Source organism: Anabaena cylindrica UHCC 0172, assembly GCF_034931625.1.
GTDB lineage: Bacteria > Cyanobacteriota > Cyanobacteriia > Cyanobacteriales > Nostocaceae > Anabaena > Anabaena cylindrica_A.
This window is the reverse complement of the sequence record NZ_JAYGGY010000010.1, coordinates 12,405-30,099: the sequence shown is the minus strand read 5'-3', so window position 1 is coordinate 30,099 and position 17,695 is coordinate 12,405. Positions and strand designations below refer to the sequence as shown.

General features: G+C 40.8%; 10 protein-coding genes. 3 read left to right on the top strand and 7 right to left on the bottom strand.

Annotated features, from left to right (window positions below; translation table 11 throughout):
* Positions 1-30: 30 nt before the first annotated feature.
* The 7 genes from iscB to VB713_RS04615 all read right to left on the bottom strand — a co-directional run bounded on the left by iscB (position 31) and on the right by VB713_RS04615 (position 13,398).
* Positions 31-1,305 (bottom strand): RNA-guided endonuclease IscB, encoded by a 1,275-nt coding sequence (gene iscB, locus VB713_RS04645; protein ID WP_323310413.1) that lies wholly within the window; start codon positions 1,303-1,305, stop codon positions 31-33.
* A 555-nt stretch (positions 1,306-1,860) separates the two neighbouring features.
* Positions 1,861-3,252, bottom strand: coding sequence for a malic enzyme-like NAD(P)-binding protein (locus VB713_RS04640; protein ID WP_323310412.1), 1,392 nt, complete (start codon positions 3,250-3,252; stop codon positions 1,861-1,863).
* 214 nt (positions 3,253-3,466) lie between these two features.
* The gene (locus tag VB713_RS04635; RefSeq protein ID WP_323310411.1) at positions 3,467-4,237 is read right to left on the bottom strand and encodes a LemA family protein; all 771 of its coding nucleotides are present in this window, start codon (positions 4,235-4,237) and stop codon (positions 3,467-3,469) included.
* Between the two features lie 86 nt (positions 4,238-4,323).
* On the bottom strand, positions 4,324-5,331 hold the full coding sequence (locus VB713_RS04630; RefSeq protein ID WP_323310410.1) for a TPM domain-containing protein: 1,008 nt from the start codon (positions 5,329-5,331) through the stop codon (positions 4,324-4,326).
* A 97-nt stretch (positions 5,332-5,428) separates the two neighbouring features.
* A complete protein-coding gene (locus tag VB713_RS04625) occupies positions 5,429-8,152 on the bottom strand; it encodes an HAD-IC family P-type ATPase (RefSeq protein WP_323310409.1) in 2,724 nt (907 codons plus the stop codon).
* 477 nt (positions 8,153-8,629) lie between these two features.
* Positions 8,630-10,129, bottom strand: a complete 1,500-nt coding sequence (locus tag VB713_RS04620) for an MBOAT family protein (protein ID WP_323310408.1) — start codon at positions 10,127-10,129, stop codon at positions 8,630-8,632.
* Between the two features lie 257 nt (positions 10,130-10,386).
* Complete coding sequence (locus VB713_RS04615; RefSeq protein WP_323310407.1) at positions 10,387-13,398, bottom strand: DUF1574 domain-containing protein; 3,012 nt, start codon at positions 13,396-13,398, stop codon at positions 10,387-10,389.
* Positions 13,399-13,720: 322 nt separating this feature from the next.
* On the opposite strand from VB713_RS04615, the gene VB713_RS04610 reads away from it, so the two are divergent.
* From VB713_RS04610 to VB713_RS04600, 3 genes are all read left to right on the top strand, one after another.
* Complete coding sequence (locus tag VB713_RS04610; RefSeq protein WP_323310464.1) at positions 13,721-13,957, top strand: hypothetical protein; 237 nt, start codon at positions 13,721-13,723, stop codon at positions 13,955-13,957.
* Between the two features lie 307 nt (positions 13,958-14,264).
* Complete coding sequence (gene ppc / locus VB713_RS04605) at positions 14,265-17,291, top strand: phosphoenolpyruvate carboxylase (RefSeq protein ID WP_323310406.1); 3,027 nt, start codon at positions 14,265-14,267, stop codon at positions 17,289-17,291.
* Positions 17,292-17,566: 275 nt separating this feature from the next.
* Positions 17,567-17,692 (top strand): hypothetical protein, encoded by a 126-nt coding sequence (locus VB713_RS04600; RefSeq protein ID WP_323310405.1) that lies wholly within the window; start codon positions 17,567-17,569, stop codon positions 17,690-17,692.
* Positions 17,693-17,695: the final 3 nt, after the last annotated feature.

The following is a 17,695-nucleotide window of genomic DNA, read 5'->3' as shown; positions in this document are numbered from 1 at the left end:
CGGCTCAAGGGATTTTAATCCCTGTCAATCCTAAAATGCGTAATTGTAGCCATCTTTGCGGTGAAGGATGTTGCAGCATTTATAACTAATACCCTGAACCAATTTTGATGCGGAAATATTAAAAGAACCGGTTGCTCTAACTGCAACACGACCAATATATTTACCGATTTTCTTGCCAGTAGTAACAATTGCTTTCACAATGTCACCTGTCTGAAAACCTTTAACAAATTTAATTCTAGACACATATCGAGATGGAAAACCAAATTTGTCAGTCCGACAGATTTGACGAGTCCCATGCCCTGTTGCTTTGATTAGCAAAGGCTTGTTTGTTAAAATTTCCAATTCTCCAATTTGCCCAACACAAGCAGCATCTAGCCAATGAGTTTTAGGAAAGTTTAATCTGGTGCGGTTGAACTTAGTTTGACCACCAGAACCAGTGGAAACAGGTAAACCAGTTTCTTTAAGTCGGTTAAATAATGCCCAACGGGTAGAGTTCACAGCCGCAGCATCTTTTAAAGGTCGTTTTGCTTGTGCCAGAATACATTTGAGAAGATCCGATTTCTTAGCCAGAAATTTCTCAATATCCTGAGTGCCTTTTTTGATATTGCACTTCTCACAAGCAAGACAAAGATTAGAAATCCGATTAGTGCCACCTCTGGCTTTGGGGTGAATATGCTCAACTTGCAAGGGGACATTCTCAATCCCACAGTAAGCACATTTTCTCTTCCATTTTTCAAGTAGATACTCACGGACTTCGTAACCGGACAAAGTGCCTTGCTGATATTCAACACCTGATATTTCTGGATTGTCTATTTGTTGCAAGTCAAATCTGACAAGCTCTTGAGATATCCTTGTGATCGGAGCAAATTTAATGAGTTTGTTGACCCAAGTTAAGGTAGTCTCAACGCGATGCTGCAAACTTGGAGCTAACCAATTTTTTGGCCGAGTTCTATTCAAAAATCTGGCTTGACGATAGCGAGTATGGCGGTTTCGTCTCCCCCTGCGGAGTGAACGACGGGATTCTAGGGAAGCTTTAATTGCACTTCCTCGATGAGAAAGTTCTGCGCCAAAAATGATTTTTTCGCCCTGAAGCAATGCTATGCCTGTAGTTTTTGAACCAGGATCTATTTTGAGTTCTATCGCTTGGGTAACAACATCTGAGCATGACTTGTTTAAGATGATAGTAAAGGGATACCTCCTAAATACAGCAGCTTTTCCAGAAGCCAATAATTTCCTTGCTACCGAGGGGTGACAAGGGCTTAAAGGTTGTTTGTTAGTGTCGATCACTAATGCGTAATTTGACATTTCTGCCTCTCTGATTGCTCAGGTAATGTTCGCTTTGACCTTGTTATCTGGGCTTGTATTTGGCTTGTAACACTGTTTCAGTGACTTTAAAACTGTTTAATTACAAACGACAGAGCGGAAAACTAGCGTCGCATTCTCCGGTGTCTTGACTCAAATAACGGCTACCCTTCAACTTTGCTCAGGGCAAGTCGCTGAGGGTGGTCTGGTCAGTACAGCTTGCTTGATTACTCTTGCAAGCTCAGTGGCTTTAGCCCTGAGTTACTGACTGGTGTAATTTCAACTTGCCACCATTTCTAGTATAACTTGCTGTGTTGGTGTGATGAAAAGCTGGGCAAAAACCCACAAATTATAATTCAGCCGTGAGGAGTCAAAAAAGAGGATAAGGAGCAGAGAGGAAGGGGAAAACCCCATACATAAATATAAGGGGGTGAAACAAGGACACATTTCAGATGATTGCTGGGCATCCTGCCCGCACCACAAGAAAGTTTAAGGTGTTTGCAACCCTGATTTTTCAGAGTTATTTCTTCCTCTGTTTCCGCCCCGAAGGGCTAGTCATTAACTCTGAGCGATACCTTCCGCTCGTGCAGCTTGTTGTACAGCAGCAGCAACAGCAGTAGCAACACGTTGGTCAAAAACCGAAGGTATGATATGTTCTCGATTCAAGTCTGAAGGATTAACTAAAGATGCGATCGCACTGGCAGCTTCTAAACACATCGTAGTAGTAATCGTACTAGCCCGACAATCTAAAGCCCCACGAAACACCCCAGGAAACGCCAGGACGTTATTAATTTGGTTGGGGTAGTCACTCCGACCTGTAGCCATAACTGCAACATTGTCAGGTGCTAATTCTGGTTGAATTTCGGGGATCGGATTTGCCATTGCAAATACAATTGCATCTTTGCTCATGCCTTGTACCATCTCTGGTGTTAAAACTCCGGGTGCGCTGACACCGATAAAGACATCTGCACTTTGTACTGCACCGGCTAAAGTTCCTTGGGCTTTAACTGCAAATTCCAGTTTTTCTGGGGTTAAATCTGTACGAGTAGTTGATATGATGCCCTTAGAATCGCACATCCAAATGTGTTCTGCGCCGGCTTTGCGAAGTAAACGAGCGATCGCTACTCCAGCAGCACCAGCACCGTTAATGACAATCCGAATGTCTGCAATTGATTTATTGACCAGTTTCAGAGAATTAAACAACGCTGCCAAGGTGACAATTGCTGTACCATGTTGGTCATCATGAAAAATCGGGATATTTAATTCTGCTCGCAGTCTTTTTTCAATTTCAAAACAGCGAGGTGCAGCAATATCTTCTAAATTCACACCACCAAATACAGGGGCGATATTCTTCACAGCTTTGATAATCTCATCTGTATCTTGGGTATCTAGACAGATAGGAAAAGCATCTAACCCGGCAAATTCCTTAAATAGCATGGCTTTACCTTCCATTACTGGTAAAGCAGCCGCAGGCCCCAAATTGCCCAATCCTAAGACAGCACTACCATCGGTGACAATAGCAACCGTGTTTTGTTTGATAGTCAGATTGTAAACTTCTTCTGGATTTTGGGCGATCGCTGTACAAATTCTACCGACTCCTGGCGTGTAAGCCATTGCGAGATCGGAAACACTCCTCAGAGGAATTCTACTAGTAATACTAATTTTGCCACCACGATGTAAATTAAAAGTGCGGTCATACACGCTAATCACTTTAATTTCTGGTAAGACTTTTACCGCTTGGACAATAGCTTCAGCGTGTTCGGTACTGGCTGCATCGACTGTAATATCGCGGGTGGAGTCTTGGCGACTTTGCTCAATTAAATCAATTTGTCCTAGATTACCACCACTGTGAGCGATCGCTTGGGTTACAGATGCTAACATCCCCACCCGATTGGGAATCTGTAAACGCAGGGTGACACTGAAACTAGAATTAGGAGTTAGATTTGCCATAGTAATTTTAGATTTTAAATTTTAAATTTTATAGTGAATTGCTTAATAAAAATCTATTTCCCCAATTAAATATGACATTTAATGTGTATACTTAGGCATTTGCTGTAAAAAGCCAGTCTTTATCGTATTAAAATACACATTCAAAAGTCGGATTCTCAGGATTTAAAGATTTTGTGGATTTTGCTTTGATGTTTTTTGCCAAAATCAGGAATCATTACCCAGGAATTTTGGGAAGATCAATATTTGTAGCTCTTAAAAATTCTTTCTTCTCAAAGCCAAGAGTATTAGCCACGAAGAAATTAGGAAAAGTTTGAATTTTTTGATTATAAACTTGCACTGCTTGGTTATAACGCATTCTTTCTACAGCTAATCTATTTTCAGTCCCTGTAATTTCGTACTGAAGATTAGTAAATAATTGACTCGATTGCAATTGGGGATTAATGGTGGCATAATCACGAAAACGGTCAATAGCTTGATTAACTTGCACTGTTGCATCAACTTTGTCATCAGGAGTAGCCGCTTGCAAATAAGCTTCGTGCGATCGCACTAATAAAGAGACTAACTCTTTTTCCTGTTTAGCATAAGCTTGAGTGACATTCACCAAATTGGGGATCAAATCAGCACGACGCTGGAGTTGATTTTCGACTTGCGCCCAAGCGGCTTGTACTTTGGAGTTACTATTTTGAATGGAGTTGTAAGTCCAGGCACTCCAAACACTTAACGCAGCTACTACACCAGTGGCAGCAATCAGAATTTTTTGACGCAGGTTGGTTAATTGCTGTTGTTGCTGTAATTGTTGTTTATGCTTTGCTTGAACATCCAGGATGGCTTGCTGAATAAATTCGGCAGGAATATCAACTTCCTTACCTGCGGCTACTAACTCCGAAGCTGAATAACCTTGAGTTTGATTGGCATAGTAACGCGAAGCTAACTCTAACACTTCTGGAGCAATATTTTCAGGAACTCTTTTACCTTGATTGTTCATAAGATTTATTAGACTAGAAACGCTGTGTAAGACTTATTTAAACACGGGTTTAATCAGACGACGCGGAAGGCATTAGTGTAGGTACTTCACCAACTGTCACCAGCACCACCACCACCGCTACTACCACCTCCAAAGCCCCCGCCCCCGCTACTGCCACCACTGCTACTGCCACCACTGCTACTAGTACCGATACGAAAGGACTCGATCCCAACAATGTGAACACTATTATCAGTATGTTGCGGATGACAACTAAGACATCTCCAACCCTGAAACTTAATCTTGCCTTGTTGTTGTTCTATTTTTTCTTCTTCACTCAAACAAGATTGGACTGTAGATTTGTCTAGTTTTTCCATTGGCTGTTTGCAGTTACCACATAAAAAAACGTAATTGGCTTTGTGTCTACGAGTTCGCCCTCCTGGTTCAAGGAATATTTTTTGAGGACGAAAAAGTAGATAAAAATTACCTCCGACTGCAACTATTCCCCCAACTGAAAAAACTAAAAATTGCCATAGAGTGAAGCCCCATATTTTATTCGGGATGGTTAGAGTATTTCCCGATGATGCTTGATCTGAGTTGAGAACTACTATTAATGCTTTGCTTCCTGCCAGCGTACCACCTGCAAAATCTTCTTTTTTGAAATGGGGGATGATTTCGGTTTTGATAATATTGCCGACTTTAGCATCTGGTAAAATTCCTTCTACGCCATAACCAGTTTCAATTTCTACGCGGCGATCGCCTACTGATATCAAAAATAATACGCCATTATCTTGTCCTTTCTTACCGATTCCCCAATAATTAAACAATTCCGTAGCAAAGCTTTTTGGTGATGCAGCAGGACTCGTTGTTAGCACAGTTACTACTACCATTTCTTTGCCTGTTTTTGTCTCCAATTCAGAAATCATCTGATTGATTTGGGCTTCTGTTTCATCGTTGAGAATTTCTGCCATATCAGTTACCCAGCCACCAGACTCTTTGCGAGGATTGGGGACTTCTTGTATGGTTATAGCCCAACCCGAAACAGGCAAAAGTAAAATAACAGGTAAAAAGACACTTGCCCAAAAAATATGTTTTGGTTTGAGTAAATAAATTTTCATGGTTTGCACCTCTAGCCCAAATACTTTGGAATTGACTTTACTCTCAGATTTACAGAATAATTGATGTGGGTAGGATGCCTACACCACAAATAATTTCTTAAAAACTAGAGTCCAAACGATTGGCTAAAGCAGCTACTGCAATCATAGGCAAGCCGACAAGTAGACAAATTAACCATTGACTCAAGTCTAAGGAAGCCGTATAAAATAATTGGTTCATCAAACTCCATTGGCTGAAAATAATCTGCAAAATTACAGTGCTGGCAATTCCTACATACATTGCAGTTTGATCGCTTATTTCTCGTCTAATTCCGCGAATTTTATCAAAAATAGCAATACCTAATTGGGTAATACTTAACAGGTAAAAAATTCTGCCTACTACTAAAGCTTGAATTGCCATTGTGCGGGCAACAGCAATATCACCTGTTGTTTGTCGCATCCATTCAAATACACCAAAAATTAAAATCCAGTTAAAGATAGAAATAATGAAAATGCGCTTGACTAGATTAGGAGAAAGTAATTTTTCCTTGGGGTTCCGTGGGGGTTGTTGCATCACCCGATCAGATTTGGGTTCAAAGGCTAAGGGAACTGTCATAGCAATGGAATTCACCATATTTAACCAGAGAACTTGTAAAGATAGAATAGGTAAATCTCTGGCTAACAAAACGCTAATTAAAATTGTCATAGATTCACCACCATTGACTGGCAGTATAAATGCGATCGCTTTGAGGAGATTACTGTAGACTGTTCTTCCTTCCTCAACGGCAGCTTCTATAGATGCAAAGTTATCATCTGTCAAAATCATATCAGCGGCTTCTTTGGCAACTTCCGTACCAGCCCCACCCATAGCAATACCAATATCCGCTTGTTTGAGGGCAGGTGCATCATTCACACCATCCCCCGTCATGGCGACTATTTCACCTTTAGATTGCAGTGCTTCCACAATCCGCAATTTCTGTTCTGGTGCCACACGGGCAAATACTACCCCATCTTCTATGGCTGTGGCTAGTTCTGGTTTTTCCATTCTCGCCAGTTCAGCACCTGTAAAAGCCAGAATTTCCCGATGATGATTAAAACCCATGCGAGATGCGATCACAGCAGCCGTGACAGCATGATCACCTGTAATCATCTTCACTTGAATCCCAGCTTGTTGACAGGCTTGCACAGCTTTGATAGCTTTGGCACGAGGTGGATCGATCATCCCCTGTAGGCCTAAGAAAATCAAATCATTTTTGATATCTGCGTGATCTAATGAGACTTGATTCTCTAATACTGATTTTTTGGCAAAAGCTAACACCCGTAAACCTTGATGCGCCATTGTCTCAACCTGCCGATTTATGGTATCGGCATCTACAGGAGAAAATTCTCCAGCAGAATTTAACACCTGTTGACAACGCTTGAGAATTGCTTCTACCGAACCCTTAACGTAAATAATTCGTTCTTGTTGTTCAATTTCATGCAGAGTTGCCATGTACTGAAACTCCGACTCAAAGGGGATGACATCAATCCTGGATATACTCGCTTGTAAGTTGTCACGGGTTAACCCAACTTTATTGGCAGCAGTTATTAATGCACCCTCGGTAGGATCGCCAACTACTATCCATTGCCCATCTTTATTTTCTAAGTGGGAATCATTGCATAACAAGCCCGCTTTTAAACATTCTGCTAGAGGAGGAAAATCATTAAAATCTAGAGGATTTTCATTGAGTAAAATTTTTCCGCTTGGTGTATAGCCTGTACCCGTGACAGTATAATCCTGATCACCTGCATAGATGGCTTGTACTGTCATCTGGTTTTCAGTCAGAGTCCCAGTTTTGTCAGAACAAATAACTGTAGCGCCCCCTAGAGTTTCGACTGCGGGCAATTTGCGAACAATGGCATGACGGCGTGCCATGCGGGAAACACCAATTGCTAAGGTGACAGTGACTACAGCGGGTAATCCTTCAGGAATGGCACTCACAGCAAAAGCTACCGCAGGTTCAAACATTTGCACCCAGGTTTTACCTTGTCCTAGGCCAACGGCAAATGTAAGGGCTGCTATTGCTAAAATAATGTAAAGTAAGGTGCGACTAAATTTGTCAAATTTCCGGGTTAATGGGGTTTTGAGGATGTTTCCTTGTTCCATTAATTGAGAAATACGCCCGGTTTCTGTGGCTGTACCAACGGCAACTACAATACCTTTCCCAGTTCCGAAAGTGACAAAACTGCCAGCATAAGCCATATTAGTGCGTTCTGCTAGGGCTGAATCTGCGTCTACGGGTTGGGTATTTTTTTCAACAGCAACGGATTCCCCTGTTAATCCCGATTCGTTGACTTGTAAATTACGGATTTGCACAAGTCGTAAATCGGCTGGTACTTTGTCGCCAGAAGTTAATAATACTATGTCTCCCGGAATTAATTCTGTGGAGGAAACTTGGATTTTATTCCCGTTGCGGATAATAGTGCTGTTGGTTTTGACTGAGGAAGCTAAGGCTGCGATCGCACTTTCTGCTTTCGATTCTTGCACAAAACCAATAATAGCGTTAATCAGAGTTACACTCCAAATCACCCCAGCATTTACCCATTGTCCCAAAAATGCTTTAATTGCACCGGCAATTAGCAAGATATAAAGTAGTGGCTGATGAAATTGCAGCAAAAACCGCAGTAAAGCACTTTTTCCATGTTTAGCTTTAAGTTCGTTAGCGCCAAAACTTTCTTTGCGCTTGGCTACTTCAGTAGAATTTAAGCCTGTTTTGATATTACTGTTTAAATATCGACTTACTTCCTGTACAGGTAGATTGTGCCACTGATGTTCTGTTAATTGATTTTTAACTACTGCTGTCATAATTCTTGGTTCCGATATCATTCCCTGACAGGGTAAATTTACAATGGCATTATTAATTATTAATTGTGCTGATCAACATCAAAGTAAAATATAGAGAAAATATACCTTTTGGATGAAATTTACTAAAAATATTGATTAGTGTAATAACACTCTGGATAGATGTATTACACGACTTTTCTAGTTACCTTTAAAAGGATATATTGGCTTAAAAGCTTAATTTTATGTAAGTATTCAGGATAGAGAATGTAAAAGTCAGGAGCATAAAGGCTTTCATATTTTTTGTGAGAATTTATGCGAAAAACTCAAACATTTTTTCAGGTTTGAGATGATTATGAGTAGGAACAGTTACGGAAGAAATAGCCCTGAAAATCAGGATTTCCAGCACCATTATCTATAAAAAGCTGTGCTATCACTAAACAAAATAAATTTTTCAGCAAGCTCTAATTAAGGCAATCTAAATGCTGTCAAAAGAATTAGTTAAAAGTCAAAATAGATATAAGGTAAGCTACCTTCAGGGGCTAGTAACCAAACAGCGTAAAAGCATAAAGGTACAAAAACAAGTTTGATAGGCCAGCTAAATTCTAATTTCATTCCTCGCTTAAAGGCATAGGTTATACTCATGAGAACAGCTATAACTATCAACAAATAAGAGAGTTGGTATTGACTGATATTTAAAGCTTCCACATAGACTTTTTCGGCAAATTGTCCATCAGCAGTATGACCCCAAAGATGTTGGATGACAAAAGCAGAGTCTTGAAGGTTGGGAAGACGGAACCAAATCCAAGATGTGAAAACCATCAGCTGCGTTAAAAACCAAGCAAAAACTATACCTAGAGGGTTTTCCCAAAATAGGGTTAAAATTTTAAAGCGATCGCTCATTGCATCTGTGAGACGATGAACTGCTAAGGCCAAACCATGTAATGCTCCCCAAATCAGAAAACCCCAGGCGGAACCGTGCCAGACCCCAGCTATGATCATCACTATCAATAAGTTTCCGCAGGTGCGAAGCAACCCCCGACGAGAACCACCCAAAGGAAAATATAGGTAATTACGCAACCAATCACCTAAAGTTATATGCCAGCGTCGCCAGAAGTCTGCAATACTGGTACTGAAGTAAGGAAAATCAAAGTTTTCCGGCAGAACTAAACCAAAAAGTAAAGCACTGCCACGAGCAATATCTACATAACCGTTAAAATCTAAATATAACTGTAAGCCATAGGCAAAGGTAGCTAACCATAAATCAGCACTACCTGCTCTTTGCAAGTTACCAAAACATAAATCAACAAAAATTCCCAGATTATCTGCCAGAATACCTTTTTTAACCGCACCTCTAGCAATTAACCACAGTCCCTCTGCCAATCTATCAGCATTGGGAAATCGTACTGTATCGAATTGAACTGCTAAATTATGGTAACGAGTAATGGGTCCAGAAATTAATTTAGCAAAGAATAATTTGTAGGTGGCAAAGTTCAGAAATTGGTCAGTAGCTGGCGCACCACGATAGACATCTATTAAATAAGCAATGCACTCAAATGTAAAAAAAGAAATTCCCAAGGGTGTAGTTAATTTAAAAGATGCTTCTGGTGAGTTTATAGATAAATCAAATAACCATTTTAATAAAATGGGTAAATATTTAAAACATAGTAAAAGTCCTGTATTTAAAATTATCCCAAACCACAAAATTTTCAGTCTGTTAAGATTCCAGTCAGCTTGAGCAATTTGCCAATCTTCGTTAGAAATTTTCCAGTTTTGAGAATGTTGTCCTGGTGAGGTATTTTTGCCAATTTCTAACCCTAGACGAAAGTTAATAAAAGTCAAGACTAGTAGTAATGGCAAATATTGAATATGCCAAGATGAATAAAATACAATACTAGCTATTAGTAGAGTCCACAAGCGTAATTTTTGATTGGCTACAGTCCAGTAAATTCCCAGAATACTCAGCAGAAAAAGTCCGTAAAAAACTGATATAAACTTCATTTTTTAGTCATTGGTCATTGGTCATTGGTCATTAGTCATTGGTCATTAGTCATTGGTCATTGGTCATTGGTCATTAGTCATTGGTCATTGGTCATTGGTCATTGGTCATTGGTCATTGGTCATTGGTCATTAGTCATTGGTCATTGGTCATTAGTCATTAGTCATTAGTCATTAGTCATTGGTCATTGGTCATTGGTCATTAGTCATTGGGAAGAGGTTATAGATAATTCTTACCCTGCGCCTACCTCCCCACCCTCTTATTTAAAAATCCAGGGAATCATGGGGTCAACAGCCAGCTTTTTGGAAACTTCATAAGCACCGTAGCGGTTCAGGTGGCTGGGGTCAGAAAAGTATTCATTTGCTTTGAGCCAAATTTGGCTTAAATCTCTGTAAATAAAGTTTGTATTAGTGGTAGAAATATTTAACATATATTGTTGAAATTCTTGTTCATATTTTGTTCTGACTGGATCTAAATAGTCGGCTGTGAGGGGAGTATTTACAAAAACTAAGGAGATTTTTTGAGATTTTGTAAACTTTAATAATGATTGTAAAGCTGCATCTTGATTACCTTTTAATTGAAAGGATTTATAGTCGTTGTCGTAACTTCCCGATACTCTGGCATATTTTTGATAATATGTGTCAGGATTAAAACGAATAGATAAAGGTAAGAAACCATCAAAATCAACTGCTTGCAGAGAATTATCTTCTTCTAAATCGTTTGTCAATTGAACTGTGACTGGCTGATGGTTATTGCTAAAAGGTAAATGGTTGAGTTGTTTTTGTAAAAGTGTTTTAATTTGGTCACGATATTGATAACTAGCAGATATACCAACCACAGCTTGATTTAACCAATCATTAGCAATTTGATAGCTATTAAAATCTAAGGTTTCATTTTTGATTTCTGCCTTTTGGGCAGCATTTTCCTGTTGTTGAGGTGATTGATCACTAATGACAGGTTTCGTGGCTCTTTGTAAAACTTGTTGATAGCCTTTTGATGCAGCAATGGCGTTAAAAGTGATATCTTCTCTTCCATTATTAAAAGCCCTAGAACCATCTGCCCAAATAATCAGTTTTGGTAGTTCTGAGGGTTCTAAAATTTTACGAATTATCAAGTCTACAACTTGGGCTGTTGCACCATTAACACCAAAGTTAAATATATCAACTTGGCGATAACCTTGAGTTGTCAAAGCTTTAGAAAGGGCAACGGGATCAACACCTCTTAAGGCACGAGAAGATCCAATAATCAGGATATCTGGTGGTTTTCCATTTGTGGCTAAACGCTGTTTATAAAGTGCAAATTGCTCATCTAATTGCCTAGCATTAAAACTTGGCATTTGAGAGCGTGCTGCTAAAAGAATAGCAGTAGCGCTGGCTTTTGCTTTCAATGGTGCAGATGGTAACTTTTCTGATGAAGTGACATCATTTTGGGTAAAACCAGAGGCATTAAATCCCGAATTACTTCCCTGAGCAGATTTTATGTTGTTGTTGCTAGTAAAAAATGCTGTTGTTCTCTGATTTGGGTCTTCTCCTGATGTCAACGATGCCTGTGAGGATAAAGCACTATTACGTTTGAGTGAATTTGAGACAGTACGAGTTAGGACGTAACCTAACATCCAATCACTTTGAAGTGTGAGTATTAATCCCAATGCTACCCAAACTAGACCAGCTAAAAATCCTTGTTCATCAGGGTTCTGCTCGATGGAGTGGTTGGGTTCTGCAAATAATTGAGTTCCCACAAGTAATTTTTTAACTTTTTTGTGAGCAGTTTCTATCCAATCTTGTGCTGTTTCGGTGACAAAACTTTGAACTTCCTGGGTTGTTAAATCAGGACGTAGAATTGGCTCGTCAGTTTCATTTGTGACTAGTTCACTGAAATATTCAGCAGTAGCAGCAAATTCTGGTGTGGCTTCTGGGACTAATCTGTGACGTTGTGTAAAATCAAATCCGTGATGCCATACGGGTTGATTATCGCCGGCACGACGACCGTAAACTCTGACACCAAAAAGATCAGGGATATTAAGTTGACGAACAAATTGAGTAACTTTGCTGGCGACTTGTTGGCGTGTAGGGCAATTAGGCGCATCACACATTACGTGTAGTAAGTCACCTTTACGAAGCAGGAGGACGCGAATACCACCAGTTTTTAAGCGCCAATCCATGTCAGGATTGAGTAGGCGTTCTAGTAAAAAAATAATAGCTGGTTCATCACCTGTAGAACCTAAGGCTAGTGTAGATGTTGCTAAAGCGGGATGTTTAGCGGATGGTAAAGACAACCAATCTACCCAAGCGGGTTGTTGTTCGCCTGTTTTTTGTCCATAGATAGCTGCTGCCAGAATACCTTGGGGGGCGATCGCTTCTAACTGAGAGAGAATAATTTGTAAACACAGTTCCTTCTCTGGTGCAGGAGCGGTTTTGACAGGATCAACTGCTGGGGTACAAAAGATATGTAGGGTAAATTCTTTGAGAGAAGCTTGGACAGAGATTTTTAAATCTGATAATACCTCTGTTAACAATCGAGCGATCGCTTGCACATCTCCCCAACGCGCCCACTCCTTCAACATCGTTTCCGGTGGTGTCAAATCCACCCGTAGCCGCCAATCAGGGTCTATTTCTCCCTTCACTTGAGAGACAATGATTGCGTCTTCATAACCAACCAGTTTGAGATGCCTTAATTTTTGGGCTACTGGTTCGGCCAACAAGGTGGCATCTGGGCTATAACTCGACTGACAGAAGATCCAGAGACGATTGACTATTTTTTGAGATTTGGCCTTGGCATTATGGGGTAGACTTTTGACTTGTACTGCCACACCCAAGCTACTCAGATTTTCGCTCAAATAGCGAGCGATCGCATCTGGATTTCCTTGGCGTGCCAAACTTTCATTAGAGACAATCAGCGCCCCACCAGGTAGTTGTGTTTTTTGTGCTTCTACTAACATGGCTTGCTGTACCTGCTCTAGATGCCGATCTAATTGATTTAAATAAACCCGATGACACCATTGAGGATGGTGTGAGCCTTTTTTTCGACCGTAGACCAATACTTGGTATATTGGGGATTGTTCCTCACTGGTTAAGCTATCCAAATCTGTTTGCTGTAGTGCTTGCAACAAATCAGACAGAGTGTGCCAACGTTGCGGGCAGTCTGTACCTTCACAAAGTATGTGCAGGTCGTTTCCCAGCAACCGGACTTTCACCCCGAAAGTGCTGATTCCTGTGGCTTGGCTTACCCATTGCACTAAGGTTTGTTGGCGATCAAGTGATACTGTTTTCATGGGCAGTTAACTTTAACAGGAAGCGAGTATTAGGGGATTTTGCCTGTACTTGTAAACTAGAAACATACATTTAGCACATTTTGCAGTTTTTTTTTAACAATTTTGTTACCTTTAGAGCTAGAAAAATGGGCAAAGATAGTTTTATAAGGGACTTCCAAATCCAAAAATACTCAACCACCTAAAGCAAAAATCTCTCAACTCCTTATTCCTCTGCGCCTCTGTGGTTCGTAATTTATTTCTTGGAAGTCCCGAAGGTTACAAGTCTGATCAAGATTGAGTTTTGCATTTATTTTACTCATCTGCCAAAAAACAAGAATTAGCAATGTCACCTGTAACCCACAACCCCTCACCAACCATCGGATTTAATCCGATTTGCTTGAACATTCCCCAATCTTGTCTCCTCCAAATAGGCATAGCGTCTATAATACTGCTGCTAATAGCCGATAAAGCTACTGGTAAAGCACTAGAAGCCTTAGGGGAAGCCAGTGAAGAAGTATTTCGGGGCGATCGCTTGCCCATTCTTAACTTCCCTAATGAACAGGAATTAAACCAAAGCTAACAATATATATATAAAAGCATTTATTGGCTACGGTTAATCCTATTCCAGTACAAACAAAAAAACTAGAATTATGAAGAATGCTGAGTTAAAAGTGCTATTAGCAGTAGCGGGGCGTTTCGCCCATACTGAATTAAAAGACCACTTACAAAAGGTCGAGCATTTACTGTTTGCAAAAGTAATAAGTATTCTTATTACTCGGTACTCAGTACTCAGCACTCAGCACTCGGTACTCAGTACTCAGCACTCGGTACTCGGTACTCAGCACTCAGCACTGTAAATATTAATTGGCTTTACCAGAACGGAGAATATGGGTTCCCTTTTATACTCTTCATCGCCAGCAGCGAATACATACCCCATGTCGGAATTATTCTTGCGTCATCGTCTACAGGTAGTAGAGGAATTGTGGGAGTCGGTTCTTCGGCAAGAATGCGGACAAAAAATGGTAGATCTATTGCGTCAATTACGCGATTTGTGTTCTCCAGAAGGACAAGCTACCCATGATCAAGCCTCCTCCGCAGTCGAATTGATTGAACAACTAAATATCAACGAGGCTATTCGTGCTGCTCGTGCCTTTGCTCTATATTTTCAGTTGATTAACATCATTGAGCAGGAATATGAACAAAAGCAGCAACTGACTCGCTATTCTGATACAAACGGTGCAGATCAGGTAAATCTCGCCAATATTATTTATTCGACCAACCAAAGAGAAGATGATTTACCAGTCACCAAGTCATTAGGATCAGACACACCTCAAAATTGGACAGACACCACACCAATTCAACAAAAGGGTACATTTGCAGCTTTATTTCCGCTGTTATTCAAACTGAATGTCCCACCCCAGCAAATTCAACGTCTCATTTCTCAACTGGATATCCGCTTAGTCTTCACTGCACACCCCACGGAAATTGTCCGTCATACTATCCGCGATAAACAGCGACAGGTAGTAGACCTTTTACAACACCTAGATAGCTTAGAAAATCGCTCTGGTGGCTATCCTTGGGAGGCAGCAGAGGTGCGAGAGCGATTGATGGAAGAAATTCGCCTGTGGTGGCGTACAGATGAGCTACATCAATTTAAGCCTACGGTTTTAGATGAAGTAGATTATGCTCTGCACTACTTCCAAGAAGTGTTATTTGATGGCATTCCTCAGTTGTACAAACGCCTCAAATATTCTCTAGCACAAACATTTCCTTGGCTAGAACCACCAAGTACAAATTTCTGCTCCTTTGGTTCTTGGGTCGGTTCAGACCGAGATGGAAACCCGTCAGTGACACCGGAAGTTACTTGGAAGACTGCTTGTTATCAACGAAAAATGGTCTTGGAGCGATATATTCAGTCGGTGACGCAGCTGATTGAGTTATTGAGTGTTTCCATGCACTGGAGTGATGTATTACCAGATTTGCTGGAATCCCTAGAGTTAGATCAATCAACGATGAGTGATGTCTATGATGCTCTAGCTCTACGTTATCGCCAAGAACCTTATCGCTTAAAACTGGCTTATGTGTTAAGAAGGCTAGAAAATACACGCGATCGCAATTTGGCTTTATATAAACGGGAAACGCCCACAAATGAAGATGCACCAATGTACCGTTCCGGGGCAGAGTTTTTAGCTGAATTGCGATTAATTCACCACAATTTGACGGAAACGGGTTTAGGCTGTCGAGCTTTAGAAACCCTGATTTGTCAAGTGGAAATTTTTGACTTCAATCTCACCCAGCTAGATATTCGCCAAGAATCATCCCGTCATGCTGATGCGCTGAATGAGATTCTTGAATACTTGCAAGTTTTACCCCAACCCTATAACGAACTTTCAGAAGAGCAGAAAGTAGCTTGGTTAACCGGGGAATTACGAACAAGACGGCCATTAATTCCCAGTGAATTGCCATTTTCGGAAAAAACCAACGATGTCATTGAAACTTTCCGGGTTTTGCGATCGCTACAACAAGAGTTTGGCATCAACATCTGTCAGACTTACATCATCAGTATGTGCCGGGAAGTCAGCGATGTTTTGGAAGTTTTACTCCTAGCCAAAGAAGCCAGATTATTTGATCCGGCGATCGCAGTTGGCTCAATTCGAGTAGTACCGCTATTTGAGACTGTAGAAGACTTACAACGCTCCAGAAGCGTCATGCGGCAACTATTTGAACTCCCTCTTTATCGCGCCTTTTTAGCAGGTGGTTACGAAGCAATTAACCCAGAAAATGCTTCCCTCACCCCCACACTCAACCCCAACTTACAAGAAGTCATGCTGGGGTATTCTGACAGCAACAAAGACTCCGGTTTCTTGAGTAGCAACTGGGAAATTCACAAAGCTCAAAAATCACTCCAGAAAATCGCGGAAGAATACGGCTTACACCTGCGGATTTTTCATGGACGGGGTGGTTCTGTAGGCCGTGGTGGTGGACCAGCTTATGAGGCGATTTTGGCTCAACCAGGTCACAGTATTAATGGCCGCATTAAAATCACCGAACAAGGGGAAGTTTTAGCTTCCAAATATTCCTTGCTAGACTTGGCTTTATACCACATTGAAACCATTACCAGTGCAGTCATTCAAGCCAGTTTATTGCGAACCGGGTTTGATGATATTGAACCGTGGAATGAGATCATGGAAGAATTAGCAGTGCGATCGCGTCAACATTATCGCTCTCTAATTTACGAACAACCAGACTTTATCGACTTCTTCCACCAAGTCACCCCCATCGAAGAAATCAGCCAACTGCAAATTAGCTCCCGTCCTGCCCGACGACCATCCGGTAAAAAAGATTTAAGCAGCTTACGAGCTATTCCTTGGGTATTTAGCTGGACACAAACCAGGTTTTTATTACCTTCTTGGTACGGCATCGGTACAGCCTTACAAGACTTTCTCAACACCGAACCAGAAGAACACCTGAAATTGCTACGCTACTTTTATCTCAAATGGCCTTTCTTCAAAATGGTAATTTCCAAAGCCGAAATGACCTTAGCCAAAGTAGACATTGAAATGGCACGTCATTACGTCGATGAATTATCCAACCCAGAAGACAAACCCCGGTTTGATAAAGTATTTGAGCAAATTGCCAGCGAATTCTATCTCACCAGGAATTTAGTTCTAAACATCACTGGACACCAGCGACTTTTGGACGGTGATCCAACTTTACAGCGTTCAGTACAGTTACGGAACGGGACAATTGTACCTTTAGGATTTATCCAAGTTTCTCTACTCAAGCGTCTACGGCAGTACAAAAACACCAGCACCTCTGGAATAATTCACTCTCGTTACAGCAAAGGTGAGTTACTAAGAGGAGCGTTGTTAACCATTAACGGTATTGCCGCAGGGATGAGAAATACTGGTTGATGGGTAATTGGTAATTACGGATGATTCCCACCTAGTAGCTTTGTAGGGTGCGTCAGACTCGATAATTCATTAACAATCAACAGACATTTGACATCTGACGCACCTGACGACGGAAACCGTCATTTTATTTTTCAGTTTCGCATTGCTGTCGGTCATTTATTACCTTATTCACCGCTTTTATCGCCTTCCGCAGTTTCCACTGAGTCGGTGCAATGAAATACAATTCATCATCTATATGAAGAATATCTCCAAGAAATTAGTCGGGAGGGTTTAATATGACAGGACATAAAAAGTTTAGCAATCTTACTAAAGATTTCTCCGCAGAAAGAAAAGCCAAAATTGCCACTCAAACAGCTAAATTAAAAGAAGAAATGGCATTAGCTGAATTACGCCAAGCTTAAAAA

Coding starts and splice junctions, on each gene's coding strand:
- ppc (WP_323310406.1), top strand. CDS start 14,265: ATGGGTTCCCTTTTATACTCTTCATCGCCAGCAGCGAATACATACCCC.
- VB713_RS04600 (WP_323310405.1), top strand. CDS start 17,567: ATGACAGGACATAAAAAGTTTAGCAATCTTACTAAAGATTTCTCCGCA.
- VB713_RS04615 (WP_323310407.1), bottom strand. CDS start 13,398: ATGAAAACAGTATCACTTGATCGCCAACAAACCTTAGTGCAATGGGTA.
- VB713_RS04635 (WP_323310411.1), bottom strand. CDS start 4,237: ATGAACAATCAAGGTAAAAGAGTTCCTGAAAATATTGCTCCAGAAGTG.
- VB713_RS04620 (WP_323310408.1), bottom strand. CDS start 10,129: ATGAAGTTTATATCAGTTTTTTACGGACTTTTTCTGCTGAGTATTCTG.
- VB713_RS04640 (WP_323310412.1), bottom strand. CDS start 3,252: ATGGCAAATCTAACTCCTAATTCTAGTTTCAGTGTCACCCTGCGTTTA.
- iscB (WP_323310413.1), bottom strand. CDS start 1,305: ATGTCAAATTACGCATTAGTGATCGACACTAACAAACAACCTTTAAGC.
- VB713_RS04625 (WP_323310409.1), bottom strand. CDS start 8,152: ATGACAGCAGTAGTTAAAAATCAATTAACAGAACATCAGTGGCACAAT.
- VB713_RS04610 (WP_323310464.1), top strand. CDS start 13,721: ATGTCACCTGTAACCCACAACCCCTCACCAACCATCGGATTTAATCCG.
- VB713_RS04630 (WP_323310410.1), bottom strand. CDS start 5,331: ATGAAAATTTATTTACTCAAACCAAAACATATTTTTTGGGCAAGTGTC.